This is a genomic window from Pseudomonas sp. S36 (assembly GCF_016647875.1).
GTDB lineage: Bacteria > Pseudomonadota > Gammaproteobacteria > Pseudomonadales > Pseudomonadaceae > Aquipseudomonas > Aquipseudomonas parafulva.
Window position 1 is genome coordinate 156,368 of the sequence record NZ_JACVVG010000002.1, and the last position, 20,850, is coordinate 177,217.

At 64.3% G+C, this 20,850-nt stretch carries 19 protein-coding genes and 1 pseudogene; 14 read left to right on the forward strand and 6 right to left on the reverse strand.

Annotation, left to right across the window (positions count from 1 at the left end; genetic code table 11):
* Window positions 1-5: 5 nt before the first annotated feature.
* A complete protein-coding gene (locus IAE36_RS01810; protein WP_028632726.1) occupies window positions 6-875 on the forward strand; it encodes a cation diffusion facilitator family transporter in 870 nt (289 codons plus the stop codon).
* 10 nt (window positions 876-885) lie between these two features.
* On the opposite strand, the gene IAE36_RS01815 is transcribed toward IAE36_RS01810, so the two are convergent.
* Both IAE36_RS01815 and IAE36_RS01820 read right to left on the reverse strand, forming a co-directional pair.
* Window positions 886-1,746, reverse strand: a complete 861-nt coding sequence (locus IAE36_RS01815) for a DUF6515 family protein (protein ID WP_201209930.1) — start codon at window positions 1,744-1,746, stop codon at window positions 886-888.
* 323 nt (window positions 1,747-2,069) lie between these two features.
* Entirely contained in the window at window positions 2,070-2,513 is a 444-nt protein-coding gene (locus IAE36_RS01820) for a winged helix-turn-helix transcriptional regulator (RefSeq protein ID WP_201209932.1), read from the reverse strand.
* Window positions 2,514-2,624: 111 nt separating this feature from the next.
* Between IAE36_RS01820 and IAE36_RS01825 the strand changes: the two genes are divergently transcribed.
* The 5 genes and pseudogenes from IAE36_RS01825 (at window position 2,625) to IAE36_RS01845 (ending at window position 6,982) form a co-directional block, all read left to right on the forward strand.
* A complete protein-coding gene (locus tag IAE36_RS01825; protein ID WP_236408504.1) occupies window positions 2,625-3,824 on the forward strand; it encodes an MFS transporter in 1,200 nt (399 codons plus the stop codon).
* A gap of 7 nt (window positions 3,825-3,831) precedes the next feature.
* The gene (locus IAE36_RS01830) at window positions 3,832-5,193 is read left to right on the forward strand and encodes a pyridoxal phosphate-dependent decarboxylase family protein (RefSeq protein WP_236408506.1); all 1,362 of its coding nucleotides are present in this window, start codon (window positions 3,832-3,834) and stop codon (window positions 5,191-5,193) included.
* An 8-nt stretch (window positions 5,194-5,201) separates the two neighbouring features.
* Window positions 5,202-5,594: pseudogene (locus IAE36_RS01835) on the forward strand (LysR family transcriptional regulator); the annotation flags it as partial.
* Between the two features lie 653 nt (window positions 5,595-6,247).
* Window positions 6,248-6,724, forward strand: a complete 477-nt coding sequence (locus tag IAE36_RS01840) for an Lrp/AsnC family transcriptional regulator (protein ID WP_028632728.1) — start codon at window positions 6,248-6,250, stop codon at window positions 6,722-6,724.
* Between the two features lie 54 nt (window positions 6,725-6,778).
* Complete coding sequence (locus IAE36_RS01845; RefSeq protein WP_028632729.1) at window positions 6,779-6,982, forward strand: DUF2788 domain-containing protein; 204 nt, start codon at window positions 6,779-6,781, stop codon at window positions 6,980-6,982.
* A 3-nt stretch (window positions 6,983-6,985) separates the two neighbouring features.
* On the opposite strand, the gene IAE36_RS01850 is transcribed toward IAE36_RS01845, so the two are convergent.
* The 4 genes from IAE36_RS01850 to IAE36_RS01865 form a co-directional block, all read right to left on the reverse strand.
* Window positions 6,986-7,618: a pseudouridine synthase gene (locus IAE36_RS01850; RefSeq protein ID WP_236408507.1), complete on the reverse strand. Its 633-nt coding sequence runs from the start codon at window positions 7,616-7,618 to the stop codon at window positions 6,986-6,988.
* Between the two features lie 6 nt (window positions 7,619-7,624).
* Window positions 7,625-9,088, reverse strand: coding sequence for an AMP nucleosidase (amn, locus tag IAE36_RS01855; protein ID WP_060481677.1), 1,464 nt, complete (start codon window positions 9,086-9,088; stop codon window positions 7,625-7,627).
* A gap of 148 nt (window positions 9,089-9,236) precedes the next feature.
* Window positions 9,237-10,889 (reverse strand): acyl-CoA dehydrogenase family protein, encoded by a 1,653-nt coding sequence (locus IAE36_RS01860; protein ID WP_201209934.1) that lies wholly within the window; start codon window positions 10,887-10,889, stop codon window positions 9,237-9,239.
* Window positions 10,890-11,121: 232 nt separating this feature from the next.
* A complete protein-coding gene (locus IAE36_RS01865) occupies window positions 11,122-13,110 on the reverse strand; it encodes a sensor histidine kinase (RefSeq protein ID WP_201209936.1) in 1,989 nt (662 codons plus the stop codon).
* A 257-nt stretch (window positions 13,111-13,367) separates the two neighbouring features.
* Between IAE36_RS01865 and IAE36_RS01870 the strand changes: the two genes are divergently transcribed.
* From IAE36_RS01870 to lnt, 8 genes are all read left to right on the forward strand, one after another.
* A complete protein-coding gene (locus IAE36_RS01870; RefSeq protein ID WP_201209938.1) occupies window positions 13,368-14,165 on the forward strand; it encodes a hydroxymethylpyrimidine/phosphomethylpyrimidine kinase in 798 nt (265 codons plus the stop codon).
* Between the two features lie 13 nt (window positions 14,166-14,178).
* Window positions 14,179-14,802, forward strand: a complete 624-nt coding sequence (thiE, locus tag IAE36_RS01875) for a thiamine phosphate synthase (RefSeq protein ID WP_201209940.1) — start codon at window positions 14,179-14,181, stop codon at window positions 14,800-14,802.
* Between the two features lie 16 nt (window positions 14,803-14,818).
* Window positions 14,819-16,102: a glutamate-1-semialdehyde 2,1-aminomutase gene (gene hemL, locus IAE36_RS01880; RefSeq protein ID WP_201209941.1), complete on the forward strand. Its 1,284-nt coding sequence runs from the start codon at window positions 14,819-14,821 to the stop codon at window positions 16,100-16,102.
* 189 nt (window positions 16,103-16,291) lie between these two features.
* Window positions 16,292-16,837, forward strand: a complete 546-nt coding sequence (locus tag IAE36_RS01885; RefSeq protein ID WP_028632737.1) for a tetratricopeptide repeat protein — start codon at window positions 16,292-16,294, stop codon at window positions 16,835-16,837.
* Between the two features lie 101 nt (window positions 16,838-16,938).
* Window positions 16,939-17,937, forward strand: a complete 999-nt coding sequence (locus IAE36_RS01890) for a PhoH family protein (RefSeq protein ID WP_028632738.1) — start codon at window positions 16,939-16,941, stop codon at window positions 17,935-17,937.
* Window positions 17,930-18,403 (forward strand): rRNA maturation RNase YbeY, encoded by a 474-nt coding sequence (gene ybeY, locus IAE36_RS01895; RefSeq protein ID WP_201209943.1) that lies wholly within the window; start codon window positions 17,930-17,932, stop codon window positions 18,401-18,403. Before IAE36_RS01890 ends, ybeY begins: the two co-directional genes overlap by 8 nt.
* A gap of 25 nt (window positions 18,404-18,428) precedes the next feature.
* Window positions 18,429-19,268, forward strand: coding sequence for an HlyC/CorC family transporter (locus IAE36_RS01900; RefSeq protein ID WP_028632740.1), 840 nt, complete (start codon window positions 18,429-18,431; stop codon window positions 19,266-19,268).
* Window positions 19,269-19,276: 8 nt separating this feature from the next.
* Window positions 19,277-20,794: an apolipoprotein N-acyltransferase gene (gene lnt, locus IAE36_RS01905; RefSeq protein ID WP_201209945.1), complete on the forward strand. Its 1,518-nt coding sequence runs from the start codon at window positions 19,277-19,279 to the stop codon at window positions 20,792-20,794.
* The last annotated feature ends 56 nt before the right edge of the window (window positions 20,795-20,850 follow it).

Here is a 20,850-nt window from a genome sequence, read left to right on the forward strand (position 1 = left end):
CTGCCATGACGACCCCGGCCGAACACCAGCGCCTGCTGCGCCTGGCTACCCGCGCCTCGTTGGCGGTAGCCAGTATTCTGGTGGTGAGCAAGGCGCTGGCCTGGTGGCTGAGCGGTTCGGTCAGCCTGCTGGCCGGGCTGACCGACTCGGCACTGGATGCAGTGGCTTCCTTCCTCAACCTGCTGGCCGTGCACTATGCGCTGCGGCCCGCCGATGACGACCACCGTTTCGGCCATGGCAAGGCCGAAGCCCTGGCCGGCATTGCACAGGCGCTGTTCATCGGCGGCAGTGCGGTGCTGATCGGCCTGCAGGCGGTCGAGCGCCTGCAGGCACCGCAACCCTTGGGCGACACGGCAGTGGGTATCGCCGTGATGCTGTTGTCGCTGGCACTCACGGTCGCGTTGCTCGCCTTGCAGCGCAAGGTCATACGGGTGACGGGCTCCACGGCAGTGCGCGCCGACTCGCTGCATTACCGCTCCGACCTGCTGCTCAACGGCAGCATCCTGCTGGCATTGCTGCTGGCCCGTTTCGGCTGGCCACAACTTGACGCCTTGTTCGGCCTGGGCATCGCTTTCTACATCTTGTGGAGCGCCTTGCAGATTGCCCGTGAAAGCACGGCCATCCTCATGGACCAGGAGCTGCCGGGTGATGTCAGCGATGACATGGCCCGCCGAGTGCTGGCTATCGACGGGGTACAGGGGGTGCACGACCTGCGCACGCGCATGTCAGGCAACCAGTGGTTCGTGCAGTTGCACATCGAACTGCCCGGCCAGTTGCCTCTGCACCAGGCCCACAGCTTGTGCGTGCAGGCCTCGGAGGTGATCCGCCAGCATTACCCGAAGGCGGATGTGATCGTGCACGCCGACCCTCTTTGACGGGCACGCCTCAGTTGATGCTGTAACCCCTGCCGCTGAAGCAGGCGCCCAGCGCCCGGCGGTAGTTATCCACAACCGGTGCCGGGGGCGCATAGGCTGCGGTGGCGGGGTCGAAGCCTGACTGGCTGACTGCCCAGCGATGGCACTGGTAACGGTCCTGCTCCTGCTGCTGCGGGCCCTGGCCGTACATCGGGTAGGCCACCACGTCGTACCCGCCTTGTTCTGCCGGCCCAGGCCCAGGCGGCGGCGCGACGGCAGGTGGGTTGACCACCACGTACTGGCGGCTGTCATCCAGGTATTGGTAGTAGGTATCGGCCACCAGGTAGAACAGTGCGCCGTCCCGTGTCACCTCCCGGGCATAGGGCGGCAGGTAGTCCACACGCACCCCGTGGGGCGGTGCCACCACGATGTATTCCCTGCCGTGTGGGCGGTACCAATACCCGCCTGAGTAGAAGTAGTCCCGGCCGCCGTAGGGCACCTTCCAGTACTGGTCAGGAAAGCGCTCCACGGTCTGCCCCGGCCGGTACCGCGGCCCAGGGCCCCAACCGCTGCCCTGCCCGTCGGGCCGGCCATGCCAGCCTTCACCAGGCCCACGGCCAGGGCCATCGCCACGCCACGGCCGGTCATCGCCGTGGCGCCGCGGAATATCCTGGTAATAGCCCGGGCGTGGCGGCTGGGTTTGCTGCACTTCATCGCGTGAATTCAGCGCCCGGCCTGGCGCAGGGTCAGGCGCAGCGCCAGGCCCAGCCTCACTGGGTGGCTGCGGGCCGGGTGCGCCCGGGCCCTCGCCCGGCCCGGCGGCCACAGCGCCCAGGCTGACGCCCAAGCCCAGCAAACCCACACCTGCCCACAGCCGAATACGCGACTTCATGGTATGCCTCTCGGTTGAAAAAACGGCTAGCGACGACAGTCTACCGCGCTGGCTGGGCAGGCCCATTAAATTTTCGGCCATGAAAAATGTGCGCCATGAAGTAGTTTGTGAGGCTGAGCAGCGGCGTGAAAGGCCTTGCGGGGCAACAGGTTAGCCAAGATTTCGGTCTCTATGTGCTCCTGTCGCTTTTCGAGCTAGGCGCCGCATAGGGGCTTCGCGGAGGAAAATGCAGAAGCGTCGCAGCGGGAGAGAAAAAGCGCAGCCGTACGCTGCGCTTTTTGTCGTGCGCTGATCGTGGCTATCACAGCCAGGCGCATTTCGCCTTACTTCACTTTCCGCACTTCGGTCGCAGCAGGCGACAGCACGGAACCATCGTTGGCCTGTGGCGCCATGCGAGCAATCGGCTTGCCGGTGCGAGTTTCGATCAGCACCGAATGGCGTTCGCCGCGCTCGAACAGATGCTGTTCGCCCCACTGGCGCAGCGCCACTACCAAGGGGAACAGGTTTTCCCCCTGCGGCGTCAGCACGTACTCCTGATAAGCCGTGCCATCCGAGGCATCCCGTGTGTCGAGGATGCCCGATTCGACCAGTTTGCGCAGGCGGTCGGACAGGATGTTACGGGCCATGCCCAGGTTGCGCTGGAAGTCGCCAAATCGGTGAGTGCCATCGAACGCATCGCGCACGATCAGCAGCGACCAGCGATCCCCCACCACATCGAGGGCGCGAGCAACGGGACAGGGTTCGTCGTTGGTAGTGCGGCGCGGCATGACTTCTCCAGATAGATAGCAACACCCAGGCTTTCTGGTTGCATTTTAAAACCACGTACCTTAGCATTCAATCGGTTTTGTTTTGCAACTAGGTTGCATGGATCGTGGCGCATGAAGTCATCCCGAACTGCCGATATGCCGTGCGGCCTTGTGCTGCTGTTTGCCGCTGCCAGTGGCCTGAGTGTGGCAAATGTGTACTACGCGCAGCCACTGCTGGATGCGTTGGCCCGCGACTTCGACATCAGCCATGCCGCCGTGGGATGCGTGGTGACGGCCACCCAGATCGGCTGCGCCCTGGCCCTGTTGTTGCTAGTGCCGCTGGGGGATCGGGTCGAGCGCCGTCGCTTGATGGCGGTGCAACTGCTCGGCTTGGTAGTGGCATTGGCGATGGTCGGCATTGCACCGTCTGCGCCTGTGCTGCTGACGGGCATGCTGGCGGTGGGGCTGCTGGGCACGGCGATGACTCAGGGGCTGATCGCCTATGCGGCCAGTGCCGCCTCGCCCCACGAGCAAGGGCGGGTCGTCGGCGCCGCACAGAGTGGCGTGTTCATAGGCCTGCTGCTCGCCCGCGTGTTCGCAGGGGGCGTCAGCGATCTGGCGGGCTGGCGCGGCGTGTATTTTTGCGCCGCCGTGCTGATGCTGATGATCGCGCTACCGCTGTGGCGGCTGCCTGCCTTGCCGTTGCCTGCCAATCCCATGCCTTACCCGCGTCTGATCACCTCCATGCTGACGCTGCTGAGGGAAGAAAAGGTCTTGCAAGTGCGCGGCATGTTGGCGCTGTTAATGTTCGCCGCGTTCAACATCTTCTGGAACGCGCTGGTGCTGCCGTTGAGCGCGGCGCCATATCGCTTTTCGCACACTGCCGTCGGTGCATTTGGCCTGGTCGGGGTTGTGGGCGCCCTGGCCGCTGCGCGTGCCGGACACTGGGCCGACCGTGGCCATGCCCAACGAACAAGCGCGGCCTCGCTCACCGTATTGCTGCTGGCCTGGTGGCCGCTGTCACTGATGGAATGGTCGTTGTGGTCGCTGGTGATCGGCATCGTGCTGCTCGACCTGGGTGGCCAGACGCTTCACGTCACCAACCAGAGCCTGATCTTCCGCACGCGCCCCGAAGCCCACAGCCGGCTGGTCGGCCTCTACATGCTGTTTTACGCGGTCGGTAGCGGACTGGGCGCCATCGGCACCACCGTCACTTATGCCCATGCGGGTTGGCAGGGCGTGTGCTTGCTGGGCGCGGCGGTTAGTGCGCTTGCGCTGTCGTTTTGGTGGCTGACACGGAGGATGACTCCGCAGGCTGCGGCTCAGGTATAACACAGGAATGGACGAAACCTCGATGGACGAACTGGAACTGCTGACCCAGGCCGATGCGCGCGGCCGCCGCTACACCGAGGGCCACGGCCATCGCCGGGTGTTTCCTTCGGATGAAGCGATTGCCGCGTTGAGTGCCTTCGACGAACCGCTGCCCGAGCAGGGTCGGCCCGCTGAAGACACGCTGGCGCTGTTAGACGATGTGGGGTCGCCTGCGACCACTGCGTCCAATGGCCCACGCTATTTCGGGTTCGTGATCGGCGCCGCCTTGCCAGTCGCCGCAGCGGCTGAACGGCTGATGCTGGCTTGGGATCAGTGCGCCTCGACCTTCGACAACTCACCTGTCTCGGCAACTCTGGAGCGGGTGGCCGCCCGCTGGGTGCTCGAAGCGCTGGATCTGCCGCGTGAAAGCGCGGTGGGCTTTGGGACCAGCGCCACGGCCTGCACGCTGACGGCCCTGGCCGCCGCACGGCGGGAGCTGCTGGCACGGGTGGGGTGGGACTTCGACGGCCAGGGCCTGCACGGCGCACAGGAAATCCGGGTGGTGATTTCAGAACTGGCCCATATCACGGTCAAGAAAGCATTGCGGGTACTGGGTTTCGGCCTGAACCGGATCGTCCATGCCCCAGTCGATGCCCAGGGCCGGGTGGATGCTGGCCGCCTGCCGCCTCTGGATGAACGCACCATCCTCTGCCTGCAAGCGGGCGAAGTGAACACAGGTGCATTCGATCCCTTTGAGCAAATCATTCCGCGCGCCAGGACGGCCGGTGCATGGGTGCATGTGGATGGTGCTTTCGGCCTGTGGGCACGGGCCTCATCCCTGTCTCACCTGACCCGGGGCATCGAACAGGCCGATAGTTGGACGACCGACGCGCACAAATGGCTGAACACGCCTTACGACTGTGCCATGACCATCTGCCGCGATGCACGGGCGCTGACCGAAGCCATGAGCAGCGATGCCGTTTACTCCAGCGCAAGTACAGATGCGCAGAAGAACCTGACCCTAGAGTTCTCGCGCAGGCCGCGCGGCATCCCGGTTTGGGCGGCATTGCGAAGCTTGGGACGCGAAGGTGTCGCCGAACTGGTGGAGCGGCATTGCGCACAAGCACGCCGCATCGGCGATGGCCTGACGCGGGCCGGATTCGAGGTGCTCAACACCGTGACGCTCAATCAGGTGCTGTTCCGCTGCGCCACGGACGAACAGACGCTGGCGGTGCGCGCGGCGGCGCAGCAGTCCGGCGAAGCATGGTTTGGGGGAACGGCTTGGCAAGGACGGCCCGCGATGCGGATCAGCGTATCGTCTTGGCGCACAGAGGAGGCCGATGTTCAGGCACTCATTAGCCTGCTGCTGACACTTCATGCTGGCAATTAAACAAGACAGTGGAGTTTCGTCATCTTCGCTGCTTCCTGGCAGTTGCCGAAGAGCTGCACCTTGCTCGTGCTGCCGAGTGGCTGCACATCGAACAATCGCCGCTGCCGCGTGCCATCAAGGAACTGGAAGAAGACCTGGGCACGCGACTGTTCATCCGCAACTCGCGTAACACCCGCTTGTCACGGGCCGGGCAGATGTTCCTGGAGCACGTCCCGCGCATCTTCGCCGTCATATAGCAGGCCCGCGAGAGCGTCAAGGCCCTCGCAGCCGGCTACGACGGCCAATTGCGCGTCGCGCTGTCCGATGGCATCACACCGCCGCGCCTGAGTGCCTTCATGATGCAGTGCCGCGAGGGTGATCCAGAGGTCCACATCCACCTGGTCGAAGTGCCGCTGTCGCAGTAGATCTAGGGCCTGCACACTGACCTGTACGACGTGGGGTTCGCGCAGTCGGATGAATGTGCTGCAAGGCGTCCGCCTGATGCATCGGCCAGGAGTTCAACGGCTTGCGCCTGGGGTTGCGCCGCATCGACGGCGGACTTGGTGAGCTTGATCTTTGCCATGTTGACTTCTCGGAATGGCCCGATTCCCGGAAGTCTCATAGCAGCCTTCGGTGGGGAAATCGGGTCAGGTTTCGAAAAGCACCGGCATATGGTGAACGTGCCTAAGCTATTGATAAACCCGTTGTATCGAGCTTCTGCGTAGTCCAGCGAAATGCGGTACTGGAGTGATGGTGAAATGAAAAAGGGAGGCCACTGGGGCCTCCCTTCAGGAATTGTCGTCCGTGCTCGGCGCTTGTGGCCCCGGCTCACCTCACACCGTCTTCTGGAGGGTGCGTAGCCCGGGGGCCTGGCACATCCTGTTGGATGGCTGGCCGCGACCGCCCGCCTAGGGCGCGTCGCCGTGGACTGATGTCCGGGCAGTGATTCTGTTGATAAAGATACCGGGGCAGAGGCGGCACAGGATTGCGAAGATTGCTCGGATAAATAGCACTTGCGCAATTTTTTACCCTGGATTGATAATTCGCCGCAATCTGAAAAGAAAAGGATCAACACGTGAGCAAACTCGACCGCTACGACCTGAGCATCCTCGCCGAATTGCAGCGCGATGCCCGCATCTCCAACCAGGAACTGGCCGAGCGCATCGGCCTGTCGCCCTCGCCCTGCTCGCGTCGGGTCAAACAGCTGGAGGACGATGGCTACATCGCCCGGCAGGTGGCCTTGCTCGACCGCAAGAAGCTGGGCCTGAGCCTGACCGCCTACGTGCTGATCGGCATGGACCGGCACACGCCCGAACGTTTCGAAACCTTCGAGGCGGCCATCCGCAACCTGCCGCAAGTGCTCGAATGCAGCCTGGTGACCGGCATGGATGCCGACTACCAGCTCAAGGTGGTGGTGCCCGACATGGACCATTACCAGAAGCTGTTGCTGGGCAGCCTGACGCGGATCGAAGGCGTTACCAGCGTGCGCTCGAGCTTCGTGCTGAACCAGGTACTGGCCAGTACCGAGCTTCCATTGACCCACCTGCGGTAAATGCCGTTGAGCCTGGGCGTATAATCGCCCGCTCAGCCTGCCTGGAGAACCCTGATGGATCCTGCCGTATTCGAAGAATGGATGATGATCATCCTGGTCACCGTGTTGATCGGTTTCATGGGGTTCATCGTGTGGGACCTGGCCAAGAAATCCAAGGCCGGGCGGTTCGGCACCTTCATCCTGTTCTTCGTGCTGGGGCTGGGCGTGCTGGCCTTCGTGATCAAAAGCGTGGTGGTGGGCTTTCTGGAGGGCGTCTGAGCGTTAAAGGGCCGGCGCCACTTCACGCCAGCAACCCTGCTCCAGGCCATCCAGTGTCCAGTCGCCGATGCGTACCCGCACCAGGCGCAAGGTGGGTAGCCCTACGGCCGCCGTCATCCGCCGCACCTGGCGGTTACGGCCTTCGCGGATCACCAGCTCAAGCCAATGGGTGGGCACGCTCTTGCGAAAGCGTACCGGCGGGTTGCGCGGCCACAGCTGGGGCTCTTCCAGGCGGCGAGCCTCGGCCGGCAGCGTGAGCCCATCATTCAACTGCACACCCTCGCGCAAGCGCTGCAACTGCTCGTCGCTGGGCTCACCCTCTACCTGCACCCAGTAGGTCTTGGCCAGCTTGTGCCTGGGGTCGGCGATTCGCGCCTGCAGGCTGCCGTCGTTGGTCAGCAGCAGCAAGCCTTCGCTGTCCCGGTCCAGGCGCCCGGCCGGGTATACACCGGGGATGTCGATGAAGTCCTTGAGCGTGGCACGGCCTTCACCGTCGCTGAACTGGGTCAACACGTCGAAGGGCTTGTTGAACAGGATCAGCCGCGGCTCGGCCGGTGGCGCCTTGGCCTGGCGGCGGGGGCCGGGAGCAGGCCGCGCCTGGGGGCGGCGCGGCTTGGAACGGGGTGGCAGTGACATGGACCCTCAGCGGAACGGCGGCTCGTCGAAGCTGCGCAGTTTACGCGAGTGCAGCGAGTTGAGCTCGGTGCGCAGCAGGTCCAGCGCAGCGATACCGATCTTCAGGTGCTGGCTGACGGCGCGGTTGTAGAACGCGTTGGCCGAACCCGGCAGCTTGATTTCGCTGTGCAGCGGCTTGTCCGATACGCACAGCAGCGTGCCGTAAGGCACCCGCAGGCGGTAACCCTGGGCGGCGATGGTGCCGCTTTCCATGTCCACGGCCACGGCGCGGGACAGGTTGATCAGCGGCCGCTCCTGAGCCCAGCGCAGCTCCCAGTTGCGGTCGTCGTAGGTCAGCACGGTGCCGGTGCGCAGGCGCTTCTTCAACTGCTCGCCGCGTTCGCCGGTCACCTGCGCAGCCGCCTCCTGCAACGCCATTTGCACCTCGGCCAGGGCAGGGATCGGAATATTGGGCGGTACTACCCGGTCCAGGATGCCGTCACGGCGCATGTAGGCATGGGCCAGTACGTAGTCACCGATGGTCTGCGACTGGCGCAGGCCGCCACAGTGGCCGATCATCAGCCAGCAGTGCGGGCGCAGCACGGCCAGGTGGTCGGTGATGTTCTTGGCGTTGGACGGGCCTACACCGATGTTGACCAGGGTGATGCCATCGCCGTCTTCGGCGATCAGGTGGTAAGCCGGCATCTGGTAGCGGTGCCACACCACGCCGGCCACCAGGGCCTGCGCCTCGCCATGGTCCATGGCCTTTTCGATCACCACGTTACCGGGCAGCACCATGCGCACGAAGCGCGGGTCATCACGCAGTTGATCCAGACCGTGGCTGATGAACTGATCCACATAGCGGTGGTAGTTGGTCAACAGGATCCAGGGCTGCACATGACGCCAGTCGCTGCCGGTGTAGTGCACCAGCCGGCGCAGCGAGAAGTCGACGCGCGCCGCGTCGAACAGCGCCAGGGGCAAGGTATCGGTGCTGTCCCAGTCGTACAGGCCGTCGGCGATGTTGTCAGTGGCAGCAGACAGGTCGGTGCTGGGGAACACCCGCGCCAGCTGCGCCGCGGTGATGCCGCTACCCGCCAGTTCATCGCCCTGGTCGACCACGTAGGGGTACGGGATGCTCTGCTCGCTGACGCCCACCTCCACCGTGACGGTGTAGTCGTGCATCAACGGGCGCAGTTGTTCCAGCAGGTAACCGCGGAACGCAGCCGGCTGGGTGATGGTGACGCTGTAGGTACCGGCCACCTGCACCTTGGCGTAAGCTCGCGTGGTGGCCGCGACTTCGCCGTGGCTGTAGTAGGTCAGGCGCAACGCCGGGTAGCGGAACAGGTCACGCGCCTGGGCATCGGGCTCGGTACGGTCCTTCAGGTAACGTTTCAGGGCCTGGCTGAGGGCACTGGTGGCCTGCTCGTGCAAGGCCGCCAGACGATCGACGGCCTGTTCGGGAGTATCAACGACTTCAAACGCTTGGCTCACACTGTGCTTCCTGTCTGGACATGCATGGGAATCATCTTGCCTGCCTTCTTGGGCAAATACACCCCCATTGATCGGTGTTGCACCCATTCGCCCCCCTTGAGCTCAGCACCGCACCTGTAAACCCGTGCCCACCCTCAGAGCAGCCCGCTCATCCCACCCAGGCTGGCGTGGCCCTTGCCACCAACGCCTCCACATCGGCCCCCCGCGGCAGCACCCCGTACGCCCGCCCACTGCCTGCCAGGCGGCTACCGATGAACGCATCGCTGACCACCGCGTTACCCGCCTGTAGTAACAGCTTGGCCTGCAGCGCCAGGGCAATGTCTTCGGTCAGCTGCCGCGCCCGGTACTGCAGGTCACCGGTGTCGGTAAACGCGGCCTTCAGGTTGCCGATATGCGCCGCCAGCCGAGGGTCGCCATGGCCATCGCCCAGTTCTGTAAACAGCGCATCCAGCACGCCCGGCTCCTTGGACAAGGCCCGCAGCACGTCCAGGCATTGCACGTTGCCCGAGCCTTCCCAGGTCGAGTTCACCGGCGCTTCGCGGTACAGCCGCGGCAGGATGCTGTCTTCCACATAACCGGCGCCGCCCAGGCATTCGGCCGCTTCGTTGATCATGCCGGGGGCGCGTTTGCACAGCCAGTATTTGCCTACCGCCGTGACCAGCCGTGCAAAATGTGCCTGCTGCGGATCATCCAGTTGCTCCAGTGCCTGCCCCATGCGCAGGCTCAAGGCCAGCGCGGCTTCGCTTTCCAGCGCCAGGTCAGCCAGCACGTTCTGCATCAATGGCTGGGCGTTCAGCAACCGCCCGCCCACCTTGCGATGCGCACAGTGGTGGGCAGCCTGGGTCAGTGCCTGGCGCATCAGGGCGCTGGAGCCAACCATGCAGTCGAAGCGCGTCATCGCCACCATTTCGATGATGGTCGGCACACCCCGCCCCTCTTCGCCGACCATCCACGCCAGCGCCCCCCGGAATTCGACCTCGCTGGACGCATTGGCGCAATTGCCCAGCTTGTTCTTGAGCCGCTGGATATAGAACTGGTTGCGGTTGTCGTCCGGGCGATGGCGCGGCAACAGGAAGCAACTGAGGCCTTTCTCGGTTTGCGCCAGGGTGAGGAAGGCATCGCACATCGGCGCCGAACAAAACCATTTGTGGCCAACCAGCTCATAAGGCTGGCCCGGCCCCGGCGCCCCCACCGGGTAAGCCCGGGTGGTGTTGGCGCGCACATCGGTCCCCCCCTGCTTTTCGGTCATGGCCATGCCCAGGGTGACGCCTGCCTTGTGCCGGTCGCCGACATTGCGCGGGTCGTACTGGCAGGCCAGGATCTTCGGCAGCCAGTACTCGGCCAGCTCGGGTTGCAGCCGCAGCGCCGGCACGGCAGCGAAGGTCATGGTCAGCGGGCAACCGCTGCCCGCCTCGGCCTGGCTGTGCAGGTAGGTCATCGAGGCCCGCGCCACGTGGGCGCCGGGGCGGGGTTCGGCCCAAGGCAGCGAAGGCAGGCCATGCTCGACGGCGGTGCGCATCAGTTCATGGTAGGCCGGGTGGAATTCGACCAGGTCGATACGGTGGCCATAGCGGTCATGGCTGCTGAATTCGGGTTTGTGCGCGTTGGCCAGGAAACCTGCCTGCATCAATGGCCCACCCGCCAGCGCGCCGTAGGTATCGATCCGCGACTCGGCCCAGCCCGCCCCGTAACGCCTGGACCACTCCTGAAGCGGCAGGTCGAGGCGGTAGAGGTTGGCGCCATCCAGGGGTGGGGGCTGGTTGGTGACTTCGTGGGTTTCAGCGTACTGGTGCAGGTTCATGGAGGGCTCCTGGATCCGGGGGAGTCAAAGCTCGCCGCAGGATTTGCAGCGCTTGAGGGATCGCGCGCCGCCCGCGCGGCGCATCGCGAGCTGCGCTCGCTCCTACAGTTTATTTGGGCCAATTATTCCTGCGCCATGCGAGCATAGCTCGCGATGCGCCGCGCGGGCGGCGCTCGTTCTGTCAGGCGCTGCCCCTGCCATGGCGAACACACTCCAGCCCAACCCCATACCCTCAGGGCAAGCGCCGCGCCTGCCGGATATCCGGGCTCATCTGCACCTGCGAAATCGCCATGTTCACACTCAACTCAAACCGGCTCCCTAGACCGCGCGTCGACTCATGGGCCAACCGTGCGCCCAGCAACTCGCCCATCTGCCGGCAGATCGACAGCCCGATACCCAGCCCGCCATAGCGCCGGGTCATCGACCCATCCACCTGGAAGAAGCGCTGGTACAGCGTCGACTGCTCCAGATCATCGAAGCCAATGCCGCTGTCGCTCACGGTAATGCTCAACGCCAGATCCCTCGGCCCCACTCGGCGCCCACGCACCTGAACCGTCACACCGCCCTGGTGGGTGAACTTCAACCCGTTGTCCACCAGGCAACCCAGGCAGCGGGCCAGCTTTTGCGCGTCACCCAGCAGCTCATCCGGGATGTCGGCGGGAATGTCCAGGCTCAGGTACAGCCCCTTGCTCAACGCCCGCCCCGCATACCCTGCACGCAAACCCTGCAGCAGTGCGCGCAGGCTGAACGGCGCGGGGTGCGCGCGCAGGCGGCCTGCCTGCAGTTCAGACAGGGTGAGAATGGCATCCACCAGGTCCATCATGCCCTGCGCCGACCCCACAGCAGTGCGGTGGTAATGGGCCATTTCGGCGTCCATCGGCAGGGTCTGCATCAGCTCCAGCGAGCCGATCACACCATTCATGGGCGTGCGCAGTTCATGGGTAACGCTGGCCAGAAACTCGTCCTTCAGCCGGTTACTGGTGGCTAACTGCTGGTTGACTTGCTCCAGCGTGCGGCCGGTGTCACGCAGGGCCTGCGCCTGCTGATTGCGCAGGCTGTTGATGCGGTCGGCCAACGCCAGCGACAGCAACGCCACCTCCAGCGCCGAACCCAGCTGGCTGGCGTACATGGTAATGAACAGGTTCGGCAGGTAACCCAGGACCATGAGGGTGTTGACCAGCCCACCCAGTAAAAACGCCGTCCAGGCGATGATGAACCACCGCGCTACACGCAAACCACGCCACCAGGCATACAGCCCGGCGCTGAAAATGCTCACCGTGAACAGCAGTGCCAGCGCCGTTGCCATGCGCAACGCGATGCCGTAGCGCAGGGTCACGGCCAGCACCATCACCCCTGCGCCGCCCAGCATCAATGCCTGCAACAGCCGGTCAAACCGCGGGCTGATGCTGCGCAGTTGCAAAAAGTGCCGGGCGAACTGGCAGCCAAACAGCCCGGCAGCGCCGATGAACAGCGGCGTACAGGCATTCGCCCACCAAGGGCTGTTTGGCCACAGGTAGGCAATGCCTGCACCGTTGACCGACACCTGGTACAACCCGAACGAAGCGATATACAGGATGTAGTACAGGTAACTGACATCGCGCACGCTCAGGTAAATGAACAGGTTGTACACCAGCATCACCAACAGCACGCCATAGATCATGCCCAGCACGTAGAAATGGCTGGGCTGCGCCTCCAGATAGGCCTCCGGCGCCCACAGGGCCAGCGGCGCCTGTACCGAACCCTGGCTGTGCAGGCGCAAGTAGACGGTGGTGGCCTGCCCCGGTGGCAACTGCAGGCTGAACAGGTAATTGCTCTGGCGGATCTGGCGGCTGTCGTAAGGCAAGGCATCGCCCGTGCGCTGAGCCAGCTGAAAATGCCCGTCGGGGTTGGCAACGTACAGTTCAAGGTGATCGAGGGGCGGGTAGGCGAGTTCCAGCAACCACTGGCGTGGCGTGGCAGCGCCCTGCGCGAGGGGCCGCAGCTCTAGCTTGAGCCAGAACACCGAAGTGGAATAGCCGGCGTTCATCACCGCTTGCTGGTGAGGGCGAAAGTGCTGGGCGAAGCCAGGTGCGCTGACCTGCGCGATGCTGGCACTGCCGTCTGGGTCTTCATACACCTGCATGACCTTGCCCAAAGGCAGGTGACGGGTGGTATCGGCGAAGTCCACCGCGCCGGCAAGCACCGGCAGCAAACCCAGCAACACAATCAGCAAATAGCGCATACAGCCCCAGCATGGCCTGGCCAGTCGCGTCGTGTTCGCCTCCTTTCCGTTTGAGACGACGTGAGCCGGCAGTACCCATTGATCGAATGATGCGCGCACTCTAGCACACCTGCGTCAGGCTGCCGCAGGCAACAGCGAAGAAACCGCTCTAGAACAGATGTTACAGGCCATTATCGACTACAGTCCTTACCCTGACACAACTAAACCCGCGCCTGGGGCGGCCCCCTCAAACCGCTTTGGTGGTAAGCTCGCCGACCATGAATACCTACGCCTCCCGCCCCGTTGTCCTCTGTCTCTCCGGCCACGACCCCAGTGGCGGCGCCGGCCTGCAGGCAGACATCGAAGCCCTGCTCGCCCAAGGCTGCCACGCCGCGCCCGCGGTGACCGCCCTGACTGTGCAGGATACCGTCAACGTTACCGACTTCCGCGTGCTCGACCGTGCATGGGTGCTGGCCCAGGCCAATGCCGTGCTGGCCGACTCCCAGGTGGCCGCCGTGAAGCTGGGCATGCTCGGCTCTATCGAGATGGTCGACACCGTCGCCGAACTGCTGGCCGCGCACCCGCACCTGCCGCTGGTGTGCGACCCGGTACTGCGCGCGGGCGGCGGCGGGCGGCTGGGCAAGGACGAGGTGGGCTACGCCCTGCGCGAGCGCCTGTTGCCATTGGCAACCATCGCCACGCCCAACCTGCCAGAGGCGCGTATTCTTGCCGAACTGCCCGAGGGCAGCGCCGATGAGTGCGCAGACAAACTGCTGCAGTTCTGCAAGCACGTGCTGATTACCGGCGGCCACGGCGACGAAGCCGAAATCCACAACCGCCTGTACAGCCGTGACGGCCAGCACCACACCTGGACGTGCCAGCGTCTGCCGGGCAGCTACCATGGTTCGGGCTGCACCCTGGCCAGTGCCCTGGCCGGTCGCCTGGCCTTGGGCGAACAGCTGGACAGCGCTGTACGCAGCGCCCTGGACTACACCTGGCGCACGCTGCGCGATGCAGAACAGCTGGGCAAGGGCCAGTACGTGCCGCGCCGCCTGCCGCTGGACTTCTGCTCCTGACACGAGGTGTTCGATGAAACTACGGGGCCTGTACGCCATCACCGACAGCCAGCTGCTCGCCGGGCGTTTTCTGAGCCATGTGCAAGCAGCCCTCGAAGGCGGTGTGTGCCTGCTGCAGTACCGTGACAAGGGCGACGACGACGCACGCCGCCTGCGGGAGGCCGAGGCCCTGAAAAACCTGTGCGAGCGTTACGGCACGCAACTGATCATCAATGACGATGCCGAACTGGCTGCACGCCTGGGTGTGGGTGTGCACCTGGGCCAGACCGATGGCCCCCTGACGCCGGCCCGCGCCTTGCTGGGCCGCCAGGCAATCATCGGTTCTACCTGCCATGCCAGCCTGGACCTCGCTGCCCAGGCGGCCAGCGAAGGGGCCAGCTATGTCGCCTTTGGCCGCTTCTTCAACTCCACCACCAAACCGGGTGCACCCGCTGCCAGCCTCAGCCTGCTGGAACAGGCGCGCCCCCAGGTGAAGCTGCCGATCACGGTGATCGGCGGCATCACCCTCGACAATGCCGCCCCGCTGGTTGCCCATGGCGCCGACCTGCTGGCGGTGATCCACGGCCTGTTCGGCGCCGATAGCGCGCAGGAAGTCACCCGCCGCGCCCGCGCCTTCAATGCCTTGTTCGCATCCTGATTCGAGAGAGCCTTCCATGTCCCGTTCCGAAGCCCTGTTCGCCCTAGCCCAGAAGCACATCCCCGGGGGCGTCAACTCGCCCGTGCGCGCCTTCAAAAGCGTTGGCGGCACGCCGCTGTTCTTCAAGCACGCCGAAGGTGCCTACGTCGTAGACGAGGATGACAAGCGCTATGTCGACTATGTAGGTTCCTGGGGCCCGATGATTCTTGGCCACGGCCACCCTGAGGTGCTGAATGCCGTACGCCGCCAGCTGGAACATGGCTTGTCCTACGGCGCCCCTACCGCCATGGAAACCGAAATGGCCGACCTGGTCTGCGCCCTGGTACCGTCCATGGAAATGGTACGCATGGTCAGCTCGGGCACCGAAGCGACCATGAGCGCCATCCGCCTGACCCGTGGCTACACCGGTCGCGATGCCATCATCAAGTTCGAAGGCTGCTACCACGGCCACTCCGACAGCCTGCTGGTCAAGGCCGGTTCCGGCCTGCTCACCCAGGGCGTGCCAAGCTCAGCAGGCGTGCCGGCCGATTTCGCCAAGCACACCCTGACCCTGCCGTTCAACGATATCGCTGCGGTCGAAAAAACCCTCGCCGAAGTAGGCCAGACCGTCGCCTGCATCATCGTCGAGCCGGTTGCCGGCAACATGAACTGTGTACCGCCGGCCCCGGGCTTCCTCGAAGGCCTGCGTGAGCAGTGCGACAAGCACGGTGTGGTGCTGATCTTCGACGAAGTGATGACGGGCTTTCGTGTCTCGCTGGGCGGCGCCCAGGGCCACTACGGCATCACCCCCGACCTGTCCACCTTCGGCAAGATCGTCGGCGGCGGCATGCCCGTCGGCTGCTTTGGCGGCAAACGCGAAATCATGGGCTGCATCGCCCCCCTCGGCCCGGTTTACCAGGCAGGCACGCTGTCGGGCAACCCGCTGGCGATGGCCGCCGGCCTGACCACCCTCAACCTCATCAGCCGCCCGGGCTTCCACGCCGAGCTGACCGACTACACCACCCGCATGCTGGACGGCCTGCAGCAACGCGCCGATGCCGCAGGTGTGCCGTTCGTCACCACCCAGGCGGGTGCCATGTTCGGCCTGTACTTCAGCGGCGCCGACGACATCGTCACGTTCGAAGACGTGATGGCCAGCGATGCAGAGCGCTTCAAGCGCTTCTTCCACCTGATGCTCGACGGCGGCGTGTACCTGGCCCCGAGCGCGTTCGAGGCAGGCTTCACCTCCATCGCCCATGGCGACAAGGAGCTGCAAATCACCCTGGATGCGGCTGAGAAGGCCTTTGCCGCGCTGAAGTGATGCAGCGCCGGTAATGGCCCCGCACAGGTGCTGGAGGGGGCCATTACCGGCAATCAACACCGCGCACAATCAGCCGACTTCCCCAACCCGAGATAAATTCCAGTAAAACTTTGTAAGGTTGGCGCTGCTTATCCCATAATGTGCCACCAGAGACATTGGCCGCAGCTTTGCAGAGGTAAGTCGATCCCCATGAACCGCACCGGCCGCGCCCTCACCCTGGGCTGCCTGCTGCTTCTTCAGCCCCTGCTGGCCCTGGCGGAGGGCGGTAACTCGTTGCTTATCCCGGCAACGGGGCGCTGCACGTTGAATGTGCAGCCTGAAGACCTGGCAAATGCACTCAAGGCTTGTGAGCAGACCGCGACCGCAGGGGATGCCCAGGCGCAGTTCGAACTGGGCGAGCATTACTACACCCAGGCCCCCAAAGACCTGAACAAGGCACTGGACTGGTTCCAGAAAGCGTCGCTGCAAGGTCATGCCGAAGCCCAGTACCGCCTGGGTGCCATGTTTTTCCGTGGTGAAGGGGTCAAGGCCAACAACGTGCAGGCCTACATCCTGCTGAAGATGGCGGCGGTCAACGGCGCTGAAGATGCCCTGGACATGGCCGACGAGGTCACCGAGCAGATGCCCCGCGACGAGCTGGAACACGCCACTCAGGTACTCGGCCAGATCTTCCGCAAGTATTTGCTGGAACTGCAGAACGCCGACGGCCGCTCTCCGTTCTCGCCATTGCCCTGAGTGCTGCATAGCCGGCAGCGCCGATCGGGGCTTTCGCCACTGCCATTCAAGGGTTATTCTTGGGCTCACACCCATTGCCGTCGAGCGGCTAAAAAAAGACCTTGAACGCACCCATAGAACCCCATCGTTTCATCCTCGAGCCCTTCGAGGCCCCCCGTTTCGCCAACTTGTGTGGCCAGTTCGACGAGCATCTGCGCCTGATCGAACAACGCCTGGCCATCGAGATCCGCAACCGCGGCAATCAGTTCGAACTGATCGGCGACCCCAAGACCACCAGCGCTGCCGAGCAGCTGCTGCGCCGTCTTTACCGTGAAACCAAGGCCACCGAGCTGTCACCGGAGACCGTGCACCTGTACCTGCAGGAGTCGGCCGTCGAGAACATCGACAACCCGGCGGTCAACGAGGTCAGCGTTTCGCTGCGCACACGCAAGGGCAATATCCGCCCACGTGGCGTCAACCAGCAGCGCTACGTGAAGGAAATTCTGGCCAACGACATCAACTTCGGCATCGGCCCGGCGGGCACCGGCAAGACTTACCTGGCCGTTGCCTGCGCTGTCGACGCCCTGGAGCGTGAACAGGTGCGGCGCATCCTGCTGGTACGCCCGGCGGTTGAGGCCGGCGAGAAGCTCGGTTTCCTGCCGGGTGACCTGGCGCAGAAGATCGACCCGTACCTGCGACCGCTCTACGACGCACTGTATGAGATGCTGGGTTTCGAGCATGTGGCCAAGCTGATCGAACGCCAGGTGATCGAGATCGCTCCGCTGGCCTACATGCGCGGGCGCACCTTGAACAACAGCTTCATCATCCTCGACGAAAGCCAGAACACCACGCTCGAACAGATGAAAATGTTCCTTACCCGCATCGGCTTCGGTTCAACCGCCGTGATTACCGGTGACATCACCCAGGTCGACCTGCCGCGTGGCACCAAGTCGGGCCTGGCCCACGTGATCGAGGTGCTCAGGGACGTACCGGGTATCAGCTTTACCCACTTCCAGCCCAAGGATGTGGTCCGTCATCCACTGGTACAGCGCATCGTCGAAGCCTACGACCGCTTCGATGCCCGCCAGGCCAAGCCCGAGGCGCCTGGCAAAGATGCTTGAACTGGACATGCAACGGGCGACCGACGCGGCCGCCCCGGATGACGTGGCGTTCCGCCGCTGGTGCGAACTTGCCTTGCGTCAGCGCCAGGCCGATTCCGAGATGACCATTCGTCTGGTCGACGAAGCCGAAGGCCGGGAACTCAATCACACGTACCGGCACAAAGACTACGCCACCAACGTGCTGTCGTTCCCTGCAGACGTGCCCGATGACCTGCTCGATATCCCGCTGCTGGGCGACCTGGTCATTTGCGTGCCCGTGGTCGAACGTGAGGCTGCTGAACAAGGCAAGCCGCTGGAGGCCCACTGGGCGCACCTGGTCATCCACGGCTGCCTGCACCTGCTCGGCTACGACCACATCGACGATGACGAGGCCGAAGAAATGGAAGGCCTGGAACGGGATTTGCTGGCGCAACTGGGTCACCCCGATCCGTACGCCGACGATGAAACCGACTCAACCACACACTGATACACCAAGGATCACGAGAACCGCCATGAGCGAAGATCGATCGAGCAACGGGCAAAAGTCCTGGCTGGGCAAACTGACCCAGGCTTTTGCCCATGAGCCGAAAAACCGCCAGGAGCTCCTCGAGCTGCTGCGCGAAGCCCACCAGAACAAACTGCTGGACAGCGAAGCGCTGACTATCGTCGAGGGCGCCATCCAGGTGGCCGACCTGCAGGTACGCGACATCATGGTGCCGCGCTCGCAGATGAACAGCATCCGGGCGGGCCAGTCGCCGCGCGAATTCCTGCCGGCGGTGATCGATGCGGCGCACTCGCGCTACCCGGTCATCGGCGAAAGCCACGACGATGTGCTGGGCGTGCTGCTCGCCAAAGACCTGCTCCCGCTCATTCTCAAAGAGAATGGCGACAGCTTCAACATCAAGGACCTGCTGCGCCCCGCCACCTTCGTGCCGGAGTCCAAGCGCCTGAACGTGCTGCTGCGTGAATTCCGCGCCAACCACAACCACATGGCCATCGTCATCGACGAGTACGGTGGCGTGGCCGGCCTGGTTACCATCGAGGACGTGCTGGAACAGATCGTCGGCGATATCGAAGACGAGCACGACGTCGAGGAAGACAGCTACATCAAGCCGCTGCCCAGTGGCGACTTCCTGGTCAAGGCGCTGACGCCCATCGAGAACTTCAACGAATTCTTCGACAGCGGCTTCTCCGATGACGAGTTCGATACGGTCGGCGGCCTGGTCATGAGTGCGTTCGGGCACCTGCCCAAACGTAACGAGACCACCGAAATCGGCTCGTACAAGTTCCGTGTCCTGAATGCCGACAGCCGGCGCATACACCTGCTACGCCTGACCCCGATCAACCGTTAAGGACAAACATGCACTGGATCACCCGCCCCGGCTGGCCCGGTAACCTGCTGGCCCTGGCGGCCGGTGCTTCCACCCTGCTGGCGCTGGCGCCCTTCGATATCTGGCCGCTGGCGCTGCTGTCCATAGCGGTGCTCTACCTGGGCCTGCGCGAGCTCAGCCCGCGCCAGGCCCTGTGGCGCGGCTGGTGGTTCGGCTTTGGCCTTTACGGGGCCGGCACCTGGTGGATCTACGTTAGCATGACCACCTACGGCGGCGCTTCGCCGGTACTGGCGATCGCGTTGCTGCTGGCATTCTTTGCCGCCCTGGCCTGGTTTTTCGCCTTGCCCACCTGGTTGTGGGCCCGGTGGCTGCGGCGCAACGAGGCACCGTTGGCCGATGCCCTGTGCTTCGCGGCATTGTGGCTGCTGCAAGAGGCCTTCCGTGGCTGGTTTCTCACTGGCTTCCCGTGGCTGTACGCGGGTTACAGCCAGCTGGACGGCCCACTCGCAGGCCTGGCACCGCTCGGCGGCGTGTGGCTGGTCTCGTTCACCCTGGCTTTGACAGCTGCGCTGTTGTGCAACTTGCACCGCCTGCGTGCGCGCCCGGCATTCCTGGCTATAGCGTGCGTGCTGCTGCTCAGCCCCTGGGGCCTTGGCCTGGCGCTCAAAGGCCACGCCTGGACTACCCCGGCAGGCGACCCGCTGAAGGTGGCTGCCATCCAGGGCAACGTCGAGCAAGACGTCAAATGGGACCCCGCACACATCGATGCGCAACTGGCGCTGTACCGTGACCTGAGTTTCAGCTCCCGGCCAGTGGACCTGCTGATATGGCCGGAAACCGCAGTGCCGGTACTCAAGGACCAGGCCCAGGGCTACATCGACATGATGGGCCGCTTTGCCGCCGAACGTCATTCGGCGCTGATCACCGGGGTGCCGGTGCGCGAGGTGGTGCACCGCCAGCGCCGCTACTTCAATGGCATCACGGTTGCTGGCGAGGGTGACGGTACGTACCTCAAGCAGAAGCTGGTGCCATTTGGTGAATACGTGCCGCTGCAGGACATGCTGCGTGGGCTGATCGAGTTCTTCAACCTGCCCATGTCCGACTTCGCTCGCGGGCCGGAAGACCAGGCTTTGCTGCAGGCCAAGGGTTACCAGATTGCACCGTACATCTGCTACGAAGTGGTCTACCCGGAGTTCGCCGCAGGCCTTGCCGCGCGCAGCGACCTGCTGCTGACCATCAGCAACGACACCTGGTTCGGCACCTCCATCGGCCCGCTGCAACACCTGCAGATGGCGCAGATGCGTGCACTCGAAGCGGGGCGCTGGATGATCCGTGCCACCAACAACGGCGTCACGGCCCTGATCAACCCTTATGGCCGCATCACAGCCCAGGTGCCTCAGTTCCAGCAGGCGGTGATGTATGGCGAAGTGGTGCCGATGCAGCAGCTCACGCCGTATCTGCAGTGGCGCTCGTGGCCGTTGGCGATCGTGTGCGGCCTGCTGCTGGGCTGGGCGCTGCTGGCCGGGCGGGTTGCCAGGGCTGTCTAAACCTGCACCAATGTAGGAGCGAGCGCAGCTCGCGATGCGCCGCGCGAGCGGCGCTG